The sequence below is a fragment of the Streptomyces sp. ATCC 21386 genome (genome assembly GCF_018728545.1).
In the GTDB taxonomy this organism is placed as follows: domain Bacteria; phylum Actinomycetota; class Actinomycetes; order Streptomycetales; family Streptomycetaceae; genus Streptomyces.
Genome location: NZ_JAAVVL010000001.1, coordinates 7,183,668 through 7,199,902 on the forward strand (window position 1 = coordinate 7,183,668; position 16,235 = coordinate 7,199,902).

The 16,235-nt window shown below is 72.8% G+C and carries 14 protein-coding genes; 8 read left to right on the forward strand and 6 right to left on the reverse strand.

The annotated features are described in order from the left end of the window. Positions 1-133: 133 nt before the first annotated feature. A complete protein-coding gene (locus GWK25_RS30885) occupies positions 134-760 on the reverse strand; it encodes a hypothetical protein (RefSeq protein WP_215454659.1) in 627 nt (208 codons plus the stop codon). A 154-nt stretch (positions 761-914) separates the two neighbouring features. Next, complete coding sequence (rsmH, locus tag GWK25_RS30890) at positions 915-1,871, reverse strand: 16S rRNA (cytosine(1402)-N(4))-methyltransferase RsmH (protein ID WP_215454660.1); 957 nt, start codon at positions 1,869-1,871, stop codon at positions 915-917. A gap of 355 nt (positions 1,872-2,226) precedes the next feature. Between rsmH and GWK25_RS30895 the strand changes: the two genes are divergently transcribed. From GWK25_RS30895 to GWK25_RS30910, 4 genes are all read left to right on the forward strand, one after another. After that, positions 2,227-2,772 carry a carbonic anhydrase gene (locus GWK25_RS30895; protein ID WP_215454661.1) on the forward strand — a complete coding sequence of 182 codons (546 nt, stop codon included), beginning with the start codon at positions 2,227-2,229 and terminating at the stop codon, positions 2,770-2,772. Between the two features lie 284 nt (positions 2,773-3,056). Continuing rightward, entirely contained in the window at positions 3,057-4,097 is a 1,041-nt protein-coding gene (locus GWK25_RS30900; protein WP_215454662.1) for a MoxR family ATPase, read from the forward strand. Further along, complete coding sequence (locus tag GWK25_RS30905; RefSeq protein ID WP_215454663.1) at positions 4,094-5,452, forward strand: DUF58 domain-containing protein; 1,359 nt, start codon at positions 4,094-4,096, stop codon at positions 5,450-5,452. Before GWK25_RS30900 ends, GWK25_RS30905 begins: the two co-directional genes overlap by 4 nt. Beyond that, positions 5,449-7,980, forward strand: a complete 2,532-nt coding sequence (locus GWK25_RS30910; RefSeq protein ID WP_215454664.1) for a DUF3488 and transglutaminase-like domain-containing protein — start codon at positions 5,449-5,451, stop codon at positions 7,978-7,980. Before GWK25_RS30905 ends, GWK25_RS30910 begins: the two co-directional genes overlap by 4 nt. Before the next feature lie 111 nt (positions 7,981-8,091). Here GWK25_RS30910 and GWK25_RS30915 read toward each other — a convergent pair whose 3' ends face one another. The 4 genes from GWK25_RS30915 to GWK25_RS30930 form a co-directional block, all read right to left on the reverse strand. Continuing rightward, positions 8,092-8,232: a hypothetical protein gene (locus tag GWK25_RS30915; protein ID WP_215454665.1), complete on the reverse strand. Its 141-nt coding sequence runs from the start codon at positions 8,230-8,232 to the stop codon at positions 8,092-8,094. Between the two features lie 80 nt (positions 8,233-8,312). Further along, positions 8,313-8,714: a DUF3040 domain-containing protein gene (locus tag GWK25_RS30920; protein ID WP_184895187.1), complete on the reverse strand. Its 402-nt coding sequence runs from the start codon at positions 8,712-8,714 to the stop codon at positions 8,313-8,315. A gap of 288 nt (positions 8,715-9,002) precedes the next feature. Further along, complete coding sequence (locus GWK25_RS30925) at positions 9,003-9,773, reverse strand: methyltransferase (RefSeq protein WP_215454666.1); 771 nt, start codon at positions 9,771-9,773, stop codon at positions 9,003-9,005. Between the two features lie 131 nt (positions 9,774-9,904). After that, complete coding sequence (locus GWK25_RS30930; RefSeq protein WP_215454667.1) at positions 9,905-10,444, reverse strand: SAV_6107 family HEPN domain-containing protein; 540 nt, start codon at positions 10,442-10,444, stop codon at positions 9,905-9,907. A gap of 176 nt (positions 10,445-10,620) precedes the next feature. Here GWK25_RS30930 and GWK25_RS30935 point away from each other — a divergent pair, with 176 nt between their 5' ends. The 4 genes from GWK25_RS30935 (at position 10,621) to GWK25_RS30950 (ending at position 16,228) form a co-directional block, all read left to right on the forward strand. After that, complete coding sequence (locus GWK25_RS30935; RefSeq protein WP_215454668.1) at positions 10,621-11,574, forward strand: ATP-binding cassette domain-containing protein; 954 nt, start codon at positions 10,621-10,623, stop codon at positions 11,572-11,574. Beyond that, entirely contained in the window at positions 11,546-13,630 is a 2,085-nt protein-coding gene (locus GWK25_RS30940) for a YhgE/Pip domain-containing protein (protein WP_215454669.1), read from the forward strand. Before GWK25_RS30935 ends, GWK25_RS30940 begins: the two co-directional genes overlap by 29 nt. A gap of 53 nt (positions 13,631-13,683) precedes the next feature. Then, positions 13,684-14,316: a TetR/AcrR family transcriptional regulator gene (locus tag GWK25_RS30945; protein ID WP_215454670.1), complete on the forward strand. Its 633-nt coding sequence runs from the start codon at positions 13,684-13,686 to the stop codon at positions 14,314-14,316. Between the two features lie 397 nt (positions 14,317-14,713). Beyond that, on the forward strand, positions 14,714-16,228 hold the full coding sequence (locus GWK25_RS30950; protein WP_215454671.1) for an NAD(P)/FAD-dependent oxidoreductase: 1,515 nt from the start codon (positions 14,714-14,716) through the stop codon (positions 16,226-16,228). Positions 16,229-16,235: the final 7 nt, after the last annotated feature.

Here is a 16,235-nt window from a genome sequence, read left to right on the forward strand (position 1 = left end):
GTGGCCGGACGGCGCTGTGCGGCGGGGCGGGCGCCGGGTCCCGGTCGGCGCTGCTGGCCGCCCGGTCGTACGGGCCTGGCTGGTCCGGGTACGCGGCGGCGGGGGGGCTGCCTGCCTGAATCGGCCACTTCCGTCACCTGCCGGGGGTCGTCGGGAGTTGGGTGGGCTGTGCGGGCGGGGTCGTGGGGGTCACGGCGGGGGTGCCCGGGGGCTGCGGCGTCCGCGCGTGCGACTGCGGCTCGGGCCCGGTCGGCGTCGGCGTGGAGGGCGGCGTCGGGAAGCCGGAGGACGTCGGGCTCGCGGGGGGTGTCGGGCTCCCGGAGGGCGTGGGGCTCGCGGGCGGGCCGGGGTCGAGGATCTCGGGCGCGAGGACGAGCGGCATCCGGGCCGCGGTCTGCTGGGCGGCGCTCGGGACGCCCTTGACCGTGCCGTCGGGGTCGAGGAAGGCGGGGTCGCCGCCGGGGACCATGCCCAGCTCGCGGGCGCGGCGTTGGAGGGCGTCGGGCGCGGAGTAGGCGTCCACGTCCCGTTGGAGCGCCTGTTCCTCGTCGGTGTAGCTCTTCACGTCGTCCTGGAGGTCGTCGAGCTTGAACGACCCTTCGCTCAGCGCGGAGTTCAGCACGAGGAGGCCGATGAGGCCGCCGCCCAGGAGGAGGACGACAAGGAGCACGAAGGGGGTGCGGGCGGCGCCCTGGGTCCGCGTGGGCAGGAGCCGCGCGAGACGGGCCGCCCGGCCCCTCAGTTCGGGTTTCCTGCTCACGCGCCCTCCCTGTGGGGTCGGGTGCCGGACTCGCCCGGCGTCCCCGCGAGTTCGCTTGTCGGCCTCACTCACCGTCCCCTTCACACCGTGTGCGGTCGCCTCGTCCGCCTCGTCCGCCTTGTGCGTTGCACGCGGCCGATGCGCGTCACGCGTCTCATGCGACGTCCTCCCGTACGCGTTCCGCCCCGCGCAGACGCGCGGGGGCGGCGCGCCGGTTCTCGGCGACCTCTTCCTCGGTGGGAAGTTCGGCACCACGGGTGAGGAGCTTGAGCCTCGGCTGATAGCGCTCGGGGACGACGGGCAGTCCGGGCGGGGCGGTGGTGGCGGCTCCGGCCGCGAGGACCTGCTTCACCAGCCGGTCCTCCAGCGAGTGGTACGACAGCACGGCGATCCGGCCGCCGACCGCGAGGGCCTTCACCGCGGCGGGGATCGCCCGTTCCAGGACGGTGAGTTCGCCGTTGACTTCGATGCGCAGGGCCTGGAAGGTGCGCTTGGCGGGGTTGCCGCCGGTGCGCTTGGCGGCCTGCGGCAGGGAGTCGCGGATCAGTTCGACGAGTCGGGCGCTGTTGGCGAACGGCTCCTTCTCGCGCTCGCGCACGATCGCGGAGACGATCCGCTTGGCCTGCTTCTCCTCGCCGTACGCCCTGAGGATCCGGACGAGTTCGCCCGCCGGATAGGTGTTGAGGACCTCGGCGGCGCTGATGCCCGTCGTCTGGTCCATGCGCATGTCGAGGGGCGCGTCCTGGGCGTACGCGAAGCCCCGGTCCGCCTCGTCGAGTTGCATGGAGGAGACGCCCAGGTCGAACAGGACGCCCTGGACGCGCGGGAGGCCCAGGCGGTCGAGCACGTCGGGGAGTTCGTCGTAGACGGCGTGCACGAGGGTGGCGCGCTCGCCGAAGGGGGCGAGGCGTTCGCCGGAGAGGCGCAGGGCCTCCTTGTCCCGGTCGAGGGCGACGAGGCGAGCCTCGGGGAACCGGGTGAGGAGCGCTTCACTGTGGCCGCCGAGGCCGAGCGTGCAGTCGACCACCACCGCGCCGGGCGCCGTGAGGGCCGGGGCCAGCATGTCCAGACAACGCTGGAGCATGACGGGGACGTGGCGGCTGTTGCTCAAGGGGCCCTCTCAGGTCCGGCGCGAGCCGCACGTACGCGCCGCGCACGCGGGGAGACGCCGGGCTGTCGCCGGTTCTCCTTGGGTTTCGGTCCAGCGGGGGACGTGGGGGCCGTCGTCACCTTGCCGTCCGGCCCCGCCTCCCGCTCGGCGTCACTTTAGTCCACGGCCCCGCGCGGTCAATCAACCGGCCTGCGCGTCGCGGCGCCGGTCCGGACGAAGCCGCGAGTCCGGCGAAATCACCCGTACGGCCGCGATCCCGCCACTCCTGTGGGTTACCTCACAACAAGGCTCAATGACGTTCTTTGTCCTCTCTCACAGAGCGCCCTCAGCGGTCGTGACCAGTACCGTCTTCGCTATGACGACCTCCGCAGCAGTTCCCACCGGCCCCGAAGGCGCCATATCCGACGGCACCGTCACCGACCGCCTCGTCGAGGCGAACCAGCGCTATGCCGCCGCGTTCACCGATCCCGGGATGGACGCCCGCCCCGTCCTGCGTGTCGCGGTCGTGGCGTGCATGGACGCCCGCCTCGACCTGCACGACGCGCTCGGCCTGGAGCTGGGCGACTGTCACACCATCCGCAACGCGGGCGGCGTGGTCACCGACGACGTGATCCGCTCCCTCACCATCAGTCAGCGCAAGCTCGGCACCCGCAGCATCGTCCTCATCCACCACACCGGCTGCGGCCTGGAGTCCCTCACCGAGGACTTCCGCACCGAGCTGGAGGCGGAGGTCGGCCAGCGCCCGGCGTGGGCGGTGGAGTCCTTCCGCGACGTCGACCAGGACGTACGCCAGTCCATGCAGCGGATCCGCACCAACCCGTTCCTGCTGCACTCCGACGACGTGCGCGGTTTCGTCTTCGACGTGAAGACCGGCCTGCTCCGGGAGATCGACGCGGCGTGAGCCCTGTCGAACCGTAGGCCGGAACCGCCCTCCTACCGCCCGAGGGCGGTTCCGCGCAGCCCGGTTTTCCTGTCAATCTGCTGGCATCTCGTCCGACAGAACACCACAAACCTGACATATCGAGGACGGTTATCCACAGGCGAGTGACACGGATTGGTAACGGCAGCAAGAATGCGGGTGTGGCGTCACGCTGAGCAGTTCACGCGTGGTGTCCGTGTTTCGGGGTGGGCCGGTCCGCATCGCAGAGCGACGGCCCGGAGAAAGAACGGGCCGAGGAGGGCCGGGTGACGACCTATGACGATCGAGCGAGCCTCACTGATCTGACCAGCACTGTGGAGCGTGTCCGCAGTTCTGTCGAACAAGTGATCGAGGGCAAGCCTGAGGTCGTACGGCTTTCGCTGACAGTGCTGCTCGCCGAGGGACATCTTCTGATCGAAGACGTACCCGGCGTCGGCAAGACCATGCTGGCCAAGGCACTGGCGCGGTCCATCGACTGCTCGGTGCGGCGTATCCAGTTCACGCCGGACCTGCTGCCGTCGGACATCACGGGTGTGTCCATCTGGGATCAGCAGCGCAAGGAGTTCGAGTTCAAGCCGGGCGCGATCTTCTCGCAGATCGTGATCGGCGACGAGATCAACCGCGCCTCGCCGAAGACACAGTCCGCGCTCCTGGAGTCCCTGGAGGAGCGCCAGGTCACGATCGACGGCACCACGTACGAGCTGCCGAGCCCCTTCATGGTGGTGGCCACGCAGAACCCGGTGGAGATGGAGGGCACCTACCCGCTGCCGGAGGCCCAGCGCGACCGCTTCATGGCCCGCGTCTCCGTCGGCTACCCGAGCCCGGAGGCCGAGCTGCAGATGCTCGACGTCCACGGCGGGGTCTCGCCGCTGGAGGACATGCAGCCGGTGGCGCACGCGCACGAGATCGTGAAGCTGATCGAGGCGGTCCGGGGCGTCCACGTCGCGGAGACGGTGCGGCGGTACGCGGTGGACCTGGTCGGCGCCACCCGCACCCATCCGGACCTCAGACTCGGCGCCTCGCCGCGCGCCACGCTGCATCTGCTGCGTGCGGCGAGGGCGACCGCCGCCCTCAGCGGCCGGGAGTACGCCCTGCCGGACGACATCCAGTCGCTGGCCGTGTCCATCCTCGCCCACCGGCTGCTGCCGACCGCCCAGGCGCAGCTCAACCGGCGCACGCCGGAGCAGGTGGTCCAGGAGATCCTGCAGCGCACCCCCGTGCCGCAGGCCCCCCAGGCACAGAGCGGGTACGGCTCGATCCACGCCACGCCCGCGTATCCGCAGCAGCCGCCGCGGAGGCTTGGATGACCACCGCGGGGCCGGCGCCCGCCCCGGAACAGGACAAGGGCGGGCTGCGCACGGCCCTCGCCGGCCTCACCACGCGCGGACGCTCCTTCCTGGCGGCCGGCGTGGCGGCCGCGGTCTGCGCCTACGTCCTCGGGCAGAGCGATCTGCTCCGGGTCGGCCTGCTGCTCGCCGTCCTGCCGCTGGTCTGCGCGACCGTGCTGTACCGCACCCGGTACCGGGTCGCGGGCAGCCGCCGCCTCTCCCCCGCACGCGTGCCCGCCGGCAGCGAGGCGCGTGTCCACCTGCGGATGGACAACGTCTCGCGGCTGCCCACCGGGCTGCTGATGCTCCAGGACCGGGTGCCGTACGTGCTCGGTCCGCGCCCCCGTTTCGTGCTGGACCGGGTGGAGGCGGGCGGTCGCCGCGAGGTGTCGTACCGGGTCCGCTCCGATCTGCGCGGCCGCTACCCGCTGGGCCCGCTCCAGCTGCGCCTGACCGACCCGTTCGGCATGTGCGAGCTGACCCGGTCCTTCTCGACGTACGACACGCTGACCGTCGTCCCGCGCGTGGAGGCGCTGCCGCCGGTGCGACTCAGCGGCGAGGCCAAGGGGTACGGCGACGGGCGGCAGCGCTCGCTGGCACTGGCCGGCGACGACGACGTGATCCCGCGCGACTACCGGCACGGCGACGACCTGCGCCGGGTGCACTGGCGTTCGACCGCGCGCTACGGCGAGCTGATGGTGCGCCGCGAGGAACAGCCGCAGCGCGCCCGCTGCACGGTGCTGCTGGACACCCGGGCCGAGGCGTTCCTCGGCGCGGGCCCCGACTCCGCCTTCGAGTGGGCCGTCTCCGGCGCCGCCTCCATGCTGGTCCACATGCTCGAACGGGGCTTCTCCGTCAGGCTCTTGACGGACACCGGCAGCTCGGTGCCCGGCGAGGGCGCCGACGGGTTCGCGGGCGCCAGTCAGGAGTCGGCCGACGCGGCCGGACTGATGATGGACACCCTCGCGGTGATCGACCACTCCGCCGGCACGAGCCTGTCGCCCGCGTACGACGTGCTGCGCGGCGGCAACGAGGGGCTGCTGGTCGCCTTCCTCGGCGACCTCGACGAGGAGCAGGCGACGGTGATCGGCAAGATGCGCCAGCGCAGCGGTGGGGCGGTCGCCTTCCTGCTGGACAGCGAGGCATGGACGACCGAACCGGGTGAGGTGCCCGGTGCCGGGAGCGCGAGCGAGGAGTCGCTGCGGCTGCTGCACGAGGCGGGCTGGACGGCGCTGACCGTGCCACGCGGCGCCTCGCTGACGGACCTGTGGCGCCAGGCGGACAGACAGCGCACCGGAGTGATGTCCGGGAGCGGTACGGAGGGACGGTCATGAGCGGGCGGGCGAGACTGGCGCTGTGCGCCTGGGCCGCCACGATCATGGCGGCGTGCGCACTGCTGCCGCTGGTGGACCCGGCGACATGGATCATCCAGGCGGCGCTCATGCTGGGCGTGCAGACCGGGGTGGGAGCGCTCACCCGGCGCGTCCCGCTGGCCCGGCCGCTGACCGTGGCCGCCCAGGCCCTGGTCACCCTGATGATGCTGACGCTGGTCTTCGCCCGGGAGCGGGCGGTGGCCGGGATCGTCCCCGGCCCCGAGGCCTTCCAGTACTTCGCGACGCTGCTGCAGAGCGGCGCCGAGGACGTCGGGCGGTACGCCACCCCGGCGCCGCTGACCGACGGCATCCGGCTGATGATCATCGGCGGTGTGCTGGTGATAGGCCTGCTGGTGGACGCCCTCGCGGTGACGTTCCGCAGCGCCGCCCCCGCCGGCCTCCCCCTGCTCGCGCTGTACTCGGTCGCGGCGGGACTCTCCGACGGCGCCGCGTGGCTGTGGTTCGTGCTGGCCTCGGCCGGTTATCTGCTGCTGCTCCTGACCGAGAGCCGCGACCGGCTCTCGCAGTGGGGCAGGGTCTTCGGCGGCGCTCCCCAGGGCCACCAGCGCCCGGAGTCCGCGAGCGGCCCCGTGGCGCCCGTGCGCACCGGGCGGCGCATCGGCGCGGTCGCACTGGGCATCGCCCTGGTGGTGCCGCTCGGGCTGCCCTCCCTCGACGGGGGACTCCTGGACGGCACGGGCGCCGGTCTCGGCGGGGGCTCGGGTGGCGGCGGCACGATCGCCGCGGTGAACCCGGTGGTGCAGCTGCGCGGCAGCCTGAACGTGGACGAGGACCGCCAGGTCCTGTCGTACCGCACCAACACCGACAACGTGCAGGAGATGTATCTGCGGATCGTCTCCCTGGACAACTTCAACGGGACCTCGTGGACCCCGACCGAGCGCTCCATCACGGGGGTCCCGGACGACTTCGGCACCCCGACCGGTCTCGCCTCCGACGTCAAGCGGACGTCGATCGAGACCCGGATCGTCGCGTCGGAGGACTACGAGCAGAACTGGCTGCCGATGCCGTACCCGGTGACCAGCGTGGACATCGACGGCGACTGGCGGTACGAGCCCGTGGGGCGCACCCTCGTCGGTGACCACGGCCAGGACACCAAGGGCGCCCAGTACAAGGTCGAGAGCCTGATCGTGGAGCCCACGGCGGAGCAGCTGGCCTCGGCACCGCAGCCGCCGCCGTCGCTGCGGCGGGAGTACACCAAGGTGCCGGCCTCGCTGCCGCCGGTGGTGGCGCGGACCGCGCTGGAGGTCACCGAAGGCGCGAAGAACGACTACGAGCGCGCGGTGAAGCTCCAGGACTGGTTCGCCTTCAGCGGCGAGTTCACCTACGACACAGAGGTGCGGTCGGGCACGGGCGCCCGGGCGATAGCCCGGTTCCTTCAGGACAAGGAGGGCTTCTGCGTCCACTTCTCCTTCGCGATGGCGTCCATGGCCCGCACGCTGGGCATACCGGCCCGGGTGGCGGTGGGCTTCACCCCCGGCACCCCGCAGACGAACGGCACGATGTCGGTGGGTCTGCGCGACGCGCACGCCTGGCCCGAGCTGTACTTCGAGGGCGTGGGCTGGACTCGTTTCGAGCCCACCCCCAACCGGGGTTCGACGCCCGAGTACACGGTGCCCGAGGACACCGGTACGGGTGGTTTGCCCGAGGTGCCCCGTCCCACGTCGTCGGCGTCCACGGCGCCGTCGGCCGAGCCGTCGGCGAGCGAGAGCTGCACGCCGCAGGAGGCGAAGCTGGGGGCCTGCGGGACCGAGTCCGCGGCGGCCCTGCCGGGTTCGGACGACGAGGAGCGCTCGTTCTGGGGGCTGGTGTTCTTCTCGCCCTGGACGCTGCTGATCCTCCCGGGAGCGCTTCTGGTGTTGGCGATCCCGTTGCTGCCGATGCTGTGGCGGCTGCGGGTCCGGTCCGTGCGGCTGGGCGCGCACCAGGGCGCGGTGCCGAAGGGGGCCCAGGAGCCCGCCGTCGCGCGGGAGGTGACCCACGAGGGCAGCGAGGCGCCGGGCTCCCCAGCGCCCGACAGGGCCACCGCGTTCGGCCGTACGGAAGCCGCGGCGGCTCATGCGCTGGCCGCCTGGCAGGAGGTGGCCGACACGGCGTGGGACTACGGGATCGCGCCCGACGAGTCGCAGACGCCCCGTAAGGCCGCCGCGCGGATCGTGCGGCTCGGGGAGCTGGAACCGGCCGCCGCCGAGGCTGTGCACCGGGTGGCGGCGGCGGTGGAGCAGGTCCTCTTCGCTCCGCGTCCGCAGGTGCCGGCGGGTCTCGCCCGGGACGCGCACCAGGTCGGGGTCGGTCTCAGGGCCCACGCGGGCCGCCGCACCAGATTGCGGGCACTGCTGCTGCCGCGTTCGACCGTCCGGGTGGCGTGGGCCTTCGCGGCCCGCTGGGCGAACACCAGGGACGAGCTGCTGTCCCGGCTCCCCACGCCACGCCCGCCGTGGCGACGCCCCACACCGAGCAGGAACGGCTAGCGCCGACGCGTCACGGTCCTGTCCCCGCCGGGTTCGCCCGGCGGGGACAGGACCGTTCGCCCATCCGGGGGCGCGCCAGCGAGGCGGCGCCCGTTGTTCGAAGGCCGGTGGTCAGTGGTCGGTGGCCGAGGGTCGGTGGTCGGCGGCCGAAGGTCTGCGGTCGAGGGTCTGCGGTCGATGCCCGCAGGCGAACGCCCGCACATGCAGCCCCTGAGGCGGCGCTCTGATGCGCGGGCGTTCGCGTGCGGGCATGCTCGAAGGGTGACCGCCGCTGGGGTGGTCACCCTTCGTCCGTGTTCAGCTGTGGCTGTCGGGTCGGCGTCTCGGCCGGCTCAGTGGCCGCCCTGCTCGTCACGACGGCGCTGCCAGCGCTGTTCGATTCGGTCCATCATGGAGCGGCGCTGTCGCGTCTGCCGACGCGCACCGGCGGAGCCTGCGGCACCGGCGGGCTGCTCACCCGGCTTGGGGGCCTTGCGCCAACCGGTGACGGCGAGCACGGCGCAGCCCAGCATGACGAGGAATCCCACCACGCTGACCCAGATCTGCTGTGCGACCATTCCGGCCATGAGGAGCGCGATACCCACCAGAAAGCCCGCGACCGCCTGGTAGACCCGCCGCCGGGTGTACGTACGCAGCCCGCTTCCCTCAAGCGCTGACGCGAACTTGGGATCTTCGGCGTACAGCGCTCGCTCCATCTGCTCGAGCATGCGCTGCTCGTGCTCTGAGAGCGGCACGGAGTCCTCCTCATCGTGCGGTCGCCGGGGCGACCCGGGGGGTCCTCTTCAGGATAGGCAGGGAATCGCCCCCTTGAAACCCGCCCCTCTACGCCAATTCGCCAACCGGAACCCGCCATGGCACCCCGACTCGCTGAGGGGTGAATTCCCCAGCGAACGGCCCGTCATGCCGGAACGGTCTCCCTCGATCATACGGCTCCGAGCGCCCGATCGGGGGGCCTGTGGCGTACTCCATCCGCCGCCGAGCCCCTGATCAGCGGGGCAGGCTCGTCCGCCGCGGGAGCCGGCTCAGGACTCGGCGGCCCCTCGCGTCTCACCCAGCACATGAAGTTGGGTGGCCACGGAGTGGAAGGCGGGCAGTTCGGCGGCCGCCGCCTCCAGCTGGAGCAGGGCGTCCAGGGCGCCGGGCTCGGTGTCGACGAGCACGCCGGGGACGAGGTCGGCGAAGACCCGGACGCCGTGCACGGCGGCGACCTGGAGGCCCGCCCCCTCGACCAGGGCGGTGAGCTGTTCGGCGGTGAAGCGGTGGGGAACCGGATCACCCTCGCCCCAGCGTCCGTTCGGGTCGGCGAGCGCCTGCCGCGCCTCCTTGAAGTGCCCGGCGAGGGCGCGGGCGAGGACGGCGCCGCCGAGACCGGCGGCGAGCAGACTGAGGACGCCCTCGGGGCGCAGCGCGGCGACCGCGTTGCCGATGCCCTCGGCGGGGTCGTCCACGTACTCCAGGACGCCGTGGCAGAGCACGGCGTCGTACTCGCCGCGCCCGACGACGTCGAAGAGGCCGTGGGCGTCGCCCTGCACGCCACGGACCCGGTCGGCGACCCCGGCCTCGGCGGTCCTCCGCTCCAGCGCGAACAGCGCGTTCGGGCTGGGGTCGACGACGGTGACCCGGTGGCCCAAGCGGGCGGCGGGCACCGCGAACCTGCCGCTGCCGCCCCCGGTGTCCAGTACGTCGAGCGACTCACGCCCCGTCGCCTTCACCCGGCGGTCGAGGGCGTCCTGGAGGACCTCCCAGACCACGGCGGTACGGAGAGAGGCGCGGGGTCGCATCGGGTCCGACACGGCAGTTGACTCCTCGGCGCGGCACCGCCTGGTGTGCGGCGGAGCGATGGGCTTGCGTCTCCGTCGGGCCGGCGGCCGTGACGGAGGGTGCTGGTGCCCCCAACCCTAATGGGCGGCGCCGGGACGGTCGCTCAGCCCGCGTCCGGGACCTCCGGGCCGCTGTCCTGCCGGGGTTGGGGCAGCACCGGCTGGAGCACCAGCATCCGTTCGACCAGGCGCAGGAACATCGCCACGTCGCGTATGAGGTCGTCGGCGTCGCGGGCGCTCGCCGCGCCCTGGATGCCGGCTTCCGCGCGGGCCCGGCGGGCGGCGCCGGAGGCGAACAGCGCGCTCCACTCGGCGAGTTCGGGTGCTATCTCGGGGAGCACTTCCCAGGCGCTCCGGATCTTGGCCCGGCGCTTCGGGGTGGGTTCGGGGCGGCCCCGGGCGGCGAGCACCGCGGCGGCGGTGCGCAGGGCAGCGAGGTGGGCGGTGGCGTACCGCTCGTTGGGCATGCGGAGGCCGGACGCCTCGTCGAGTCCGGAGCGGGCCTGGGCGAGCAGGTCGAGGGCGGCGGGCGGGGCCGTCGCCCGGCGCAGCACGGGGTGCACGTCGCTCGCCGGGCCGGTCAGTGAGGGGGCAGGGCCGGTGGCGCGGCGCCGGTTGGCGGCTGCTGCGTGATAGCTGGCCATGACGAACCTCCTGTCGTCTGCGGACGGCACGCTCTGTCGCGAGGTGCCGTATGTGCCCATCGTGAGGTATGCCACTGACAATCCGTTCTGACCTGCGCTTTTGCTTCGTTCAAAGGTTCGGAGTAGTTTTTGCACTGACCAGTCAGTTCAAAGGCGGGGCAGAGGGGTTTCGGGGCATGGCTGAGGCAGGGGAAGCGGACCCCGGGCGGGGGGCGGCTCGCGCGGTCGCCCTCGGCGCGGAGGGGTGCGGGCTCAAGGCGGAGGGGTTCGGGCTGAGGGGGCCGCGCGGCTGGGCCTTCCGGGGCGTCGGGTTCGACGCGGAGGCCGGTTCGCTGGTCGCGATCGCGGGCCCCTCCGGGTCGGGGCGGACGTGTCTGCTGCTCGCGCTCACCGGCCGGATGAAGCCGAGCGAGGGCCGGGCCACGGTCGGCTCCCTGCACCTGCCGAAGCGCATGGCGGCCGTGCGCCGCGTCAGCGCCCTCGCCCACGTCCCCGGGGTGACGGACCTCGACCCGGCCCTGACCGTCGGGGAGCACCTGCGTGAACGGGCGCTGATGCAGCGGCGGTTCGACGGCACCCTGCGCGGGCTGCTGCGCTCCCGGGCCGATCGCGACGCCGAGCTGAAGGACCGGATCGCGGCGGCCACGACCGCCGCCGGGCTCGACCGCGAGGCGCTCCCCAAGGGCTCCCGGACGGCCGTGCGCGACCTCGACCGGATGGAGGCCCTGCGCCTGTCGGTCGCCCTCGCCCTCGTCGGCCGGCCCCGGCTGCTCGGCGTCGACGACACCGACCTGAAGCTCTCCGACGCCGAACGGACGGAGATGTGGGCCCTGTTGACGTCCCTCACCGAGGCCGGGCTCACGGTCGTGGCGGTGTGCAGCGAGGCCCCGAAGGGCGCGGTGGTGGTCTCGACGACGCCCGGGGAACCGGGGAGCGACGAGAGCCCCGGAGAAGAGCGCACCGACGACGAAGGCTCCCAGGACGAGCAGGACAAGCAGGACGAGCGATCCGACGGCCGGAGCGGCGGCCACGAGAACAGCGGTCGCAAGACCAACGACGACAACGAATCCGACGACGAATCCGACGACGAGGAGACGGCCGATGCGCTCGCCGAAACTGGCCGCGCTTGAGCTCAGGCGGTTCGGCCGGGGGAAGCTGCCGCGCGCCGCGCTGGTCTCGCTCCTGCTGCTGCCGCTGCTGTACGGCGCCCTGTACCTGTGGTCCTTCTGGGACCCCTACGGTCGCCTGGACCGCATCCCCGTGGCGTTGGTCAACGACGACCGGGGCGCGTCGGCCGGCAAGCAGCGGCTGACCGCGGGCGACGACATCGCCAAGGGGCTGCGGGACAGCGACACCTTCGAGTGGCACCGGGTGAGCGCCGCCGAGGCCCGGGCGGGCGTCGAGGACGGCACGTACTACCTGTCGCTGACCATGCCGAAGGACTTCAGCGAGCGGATCGCGTCCAGTTCGGGGAACGTGCCGCAGACGAGCGCCCTCCAGGTGCGGACGAACGACGCGAACAACTACATCGTCGGCCAGATCTCCCGGACGGTGTTCTCGGAGGTGCGGACGGCGGCGTCGACGAAGGCCTCGCGGTCGTTCCTGGACCGGATCTTCATCTCGTTCTCGGACATCCACGGCAAGACCGAGGAGGCGGCGGACGGCGCCGACGACCTCAAGGGCGGCATCGACAAGGCGGAGCAGGGCTCCAAGGACCTCGCGGACGGGCTGAGGACGGCCAAGGAGGGCAGCGGCAAGCTGTCCGGCGGGCTGAAGGACCTGGACGAGGGGGCGGGCGATCTGGAGGACGGTGCCCAGCAGGTCGCGGACGGCACCGGGAAGCTCGCCGACAAGGTGGGCGCCGCGGCGGACCAGGTGCGGCCCTTCCTGAACGAGAACGGCGACACGATCGCCGACACCGCCACCTTGGTCGCCGACTCGGCGGCCACGATCCGGGGGCACCTCGACGCGTTCGTGAAGACGGCGCCGGCCGCCGCCACCGGCACCCGTACCGCCTCCGACACCCTGGACGACGTCTACGAGCGCCGCTGCGAGACGGCCGTCCTGCCCGATGCGGCCTGCACGGACCTGAAGAAGGCGAAGGACGCGGCGGCGGAGGCGGCCACGCTCGCCGAGGACGTCGACACCGTGGTGAAGAACTACGACGGTGACATGAAGGCCTTCGACGAGGACCTGCGGAACCTGGAGAAGCAGGCCCGCGCCCTCGCGAAGGCGGCGCCCACCCTCTCGACCGACCTCGACAACGCCGTCGCCAAGATCGACGCGCTCGACAAGGGCGCCAGGAGGGTCGCCAAGGGTGCGAAGACGCTGCACACCGGCCTCGGCACGGCCAAGACCGGCGCGGAGCACCTCGACACCGGCATCGGCGATCTGAAGACGGGCGCGGTCGACCTCAAGGGCGGCATGTACAAGCTGGCCGACGGCTCCGGCAAGCTCGCGGGCGGTCTGCACGAGGGAGCCGAACGGATCCCCGACTACGACGAGCAGGACCGCGACCAGCGCACCGAAGTGATGGCCGATCCGGTGCAGTTGGCCACCAGGGACCTGCACAAGGCGCCCAACTACGGCACCGGCTTCGCCCCGTACTTCATCCCGCTCTCCCTGTGGGTGGGCGCGATGGTGGCGTACATGCTGATCCAGCCGCTCAACCGGCGGGCCCTCGCGGCGGGTGCCTCGGCGTGGCGGATCGCGCTGGCGGGCTGGCTGCCGGTGGCGGCGCTGGGCGTGCTGCAGACGGTCGCGCTGATGGCGGTGCTGCACTGGGCGGTCGGCCTGCAGATGGCACGGGCGGCCGGGACGGTGGGCTTCCTGTTCCTGGTGACGGCGTGCTTCGCGGCGATCGTGCAGTGGCTCAACGCGCGCTTCGGGGCGGCGGGCCGGATCCTCGTCCTCGCCTTCCTGATGCTCCAGTTGACGTCCGCGGGCGGCACCTACCCCGTGCAGACCAGCCCCGACTTCTTCAACGCGGTCCACCCCTTCCTGCCGATGAGCCATGTCGTGGACGCCCTCAGGCGGTTGATCACGGGCGGCGGTCTGGGCCCGGTGTGGCAGGCGTGCGCGGTGCTGATGGCCTTCACCGTGGGCGCCCTCGCGCTGACCGCGCTGTCGGCCCGCCGCAAGCAGGTGTGGACCCTGGACCGGCTGCACCCGGAGTTGAGTCTGTGACCCCGCACGGCAGTGTTCCCGCGCACGGCACGGTTCCTGTGACAATCAGGGCCATGGAAAGCAGCAACGCCCCCGGCGGCGCAGGCGGGGGCCGCCGCGAGGCGACCCGGCAGAAACTCTACGAAGCGGCCGTCACCCTCATCGCGGAGCAGGGGTTCTCCGCCACCACGGTGGACGAGATCGCCGAGCGCGCCGGAGTCGCCAAGGGCACGGTCTACTACAACTTCGCGAGCAAGTCGGTCCTCTTCGAGGAGCTGCTGCGGCACGGCGTGGGACTGCTCACCGCCTCCCTCCGCGAGGCGGCCGAGCGGACCGCGCAGGAGGGCGGCAGCAGGGTCGACGCCCTGGACGCGATGATCCGGGCCGGGTTGGTCTTCATCGACCGCTACCCGTCCTTCACCCAGCTGTACGTGGCCGAGCTGTGGCGCACCAACCGCGCCTGGCAGTCCACCCTGATGGTCGTCCGGCGGGAGGCGGTCGCCGTCGTCGAGGGGGTGCTCCGCGACGGTGTCGAGGGTGGCGAACTGAGCGACGAGATCGATGTCGGCCTGACGGCGTCCGCCCTGGTCGGGATGGTTCTGGTGGCCGCGCTGGACTGGAAGGCCTTCCAGCCGGAGCGCTCGCTGGACGACGTCCACGCGGCGCTGTCCCGGCTGCTGCAGGGCCGCGTGAGCGGGAACGGCTGACCGGGTCGGCGTCGCGGAAACGAGAGCGCCGGTCCGAACTGGCCGCGTCCCCCGCGGGCCACCTCGAACCGGCGCTTCCTCGTTCCCCCGTACGCCCCCGTGCCTCGCTCCCGCCGACTCGCGTCGACGGAAGGAGCGGTAAGAGCGCGAGAGCCGTTCCGCCGCCCCGTGTCGGCGGTACCGGAGCCGCGCCCCTTCCCGTGCCTCCACTCTCTCGTTCCCGCAGGTGGAAGCCCATCCGTACGGGTACTCATCTCACCGCATGGGTACGCGTACTCAGCCCTGCGCACTCACCCCCACCCCGCGCTGTTGCCGCCTGGTGACGATCACGCCCGCGCAAGTACTCCCCTCGACCGCGGGACGAGCGATGTCGGCGGCGGCCGATAAGGTCGCTCACATGGCAAGAATCGCGGTGATCGGCGCCGGTCTCGGCGCGATGGCGGCCGCTGCCCGGCTGGCCGTCGCGGGCCACCGCGTGGTGGTGCACGAGAGCACGACGACCTACGGCGGCGCCGTGGGCCGCTTCGAGCGCGACGGCTTCGCGTTCGACACGGGGCCGGGACTGCTGCCGCTCCCCGCCGTGCACCGCGACCTGTTCCTGAAGACCGGCAAGGAGTCGCTGGAGAAGTGCGTCGACCTGGTCCAGGTCGACCCTGCGGCCCGGCACGTCTTCGCGGACGGCACCGACCTCCTGCTGCCGGGCACCTCCCGCGCGGGCGTGGTCGCCGCCCTGAACTCCGCGCTCGGCCAGGGCGCCGGTGACCGCTGGGGCGACTTCCTGGTGCGGGCCCGCGAGGCCTGGGACCGCACCCGGCGGCCCCTTCTGGAGGAGCCGCTGTGGTCCGACTGGAAGGTCCTCGCCGAGCGCGAACCGTACCCCTCGGTCCCCCACCGGCGGCTGCTGCGCACCCGCCGCGCCGCCACCCTCGCCGAGGTCGGCGCGTGGGAACTGCGCGATCCCCGGCTCACGGCGCTGCTGGAGAGCCACGCCCTCGCGTACGGCCTGGACCCGAGGAGCGTACCGGCGAGCGCGGCGATCCTGCCCTACCTGGACCACGCCTTCGGGACCTGGTACGTCCGGGGCGGTCTGCGGGAGTTGGCGCGGGCGCTGTACGAGCGGTGCCTGGCCCGCCGGGTCGAGTTCGTCTTCGGGGCCGAGGTCACCGGGATCGTCGAGAAGGACGGCCGGGCGGCCGGAGTGGAGTCGGCGGACGGCGCGGTGACCGAGGCCGACTTCGTGGTCGCGGGGGTCGCGCCCGAGGTGCTGGGCCGCCTGGCGCGGCGGTCGGTCCTGCGGGGTGCCGGCGAGGTGCCGGCCCAGCGCGGAGCGACGAGCCGACTGACCGTGCTGCTGGCGCTGCGCGGCGGCCGCCCCGCGGGCGCGGCGCACCGGACGGTGGTGCACGCGGAGGATCGTGACGCCGAGCTGGACCTGCTCTTCGGCCCGTCGCACGGGATGGTCGCACGGCCCACGGTGACAGTGCTGCGGCCGGACGATCCGGCGCTGGTCCCGGACTCCGACCACGAGGCGGTCACGATCACCTGTGCGGTCCCCTGCGAACCCGACGGGAGTTGGGCGGAGTCGGAGGTCTACGCGCAGCAGGCCGAGCGTCTGATCGACGCCGCCGAGCGTGCTGTCCCCGATCTGCGCAAGCGTCTGCTGTGGAGCGAGGTGCGCACCCCGGCCGACATCGCGCGGACGACCGGTGCGGAGGGGGGCGCGGTCCCGGCGCCGGCGCTCGCCGCCGCGGACGGGCGATGGCTGCACCCGTCCAACACCACCGCGTTGCCGGGCCTGTTCACCGTGGGCGGCTGGTCCCACCCCGGCGGCGGCCTTCCGCACGCCGGGATGTCGGGCGCGCTGGTGGCTGGACTGATCGTGGAGGGACCGGACTTCCGCGGCTCCCGGTGAGGCTCAC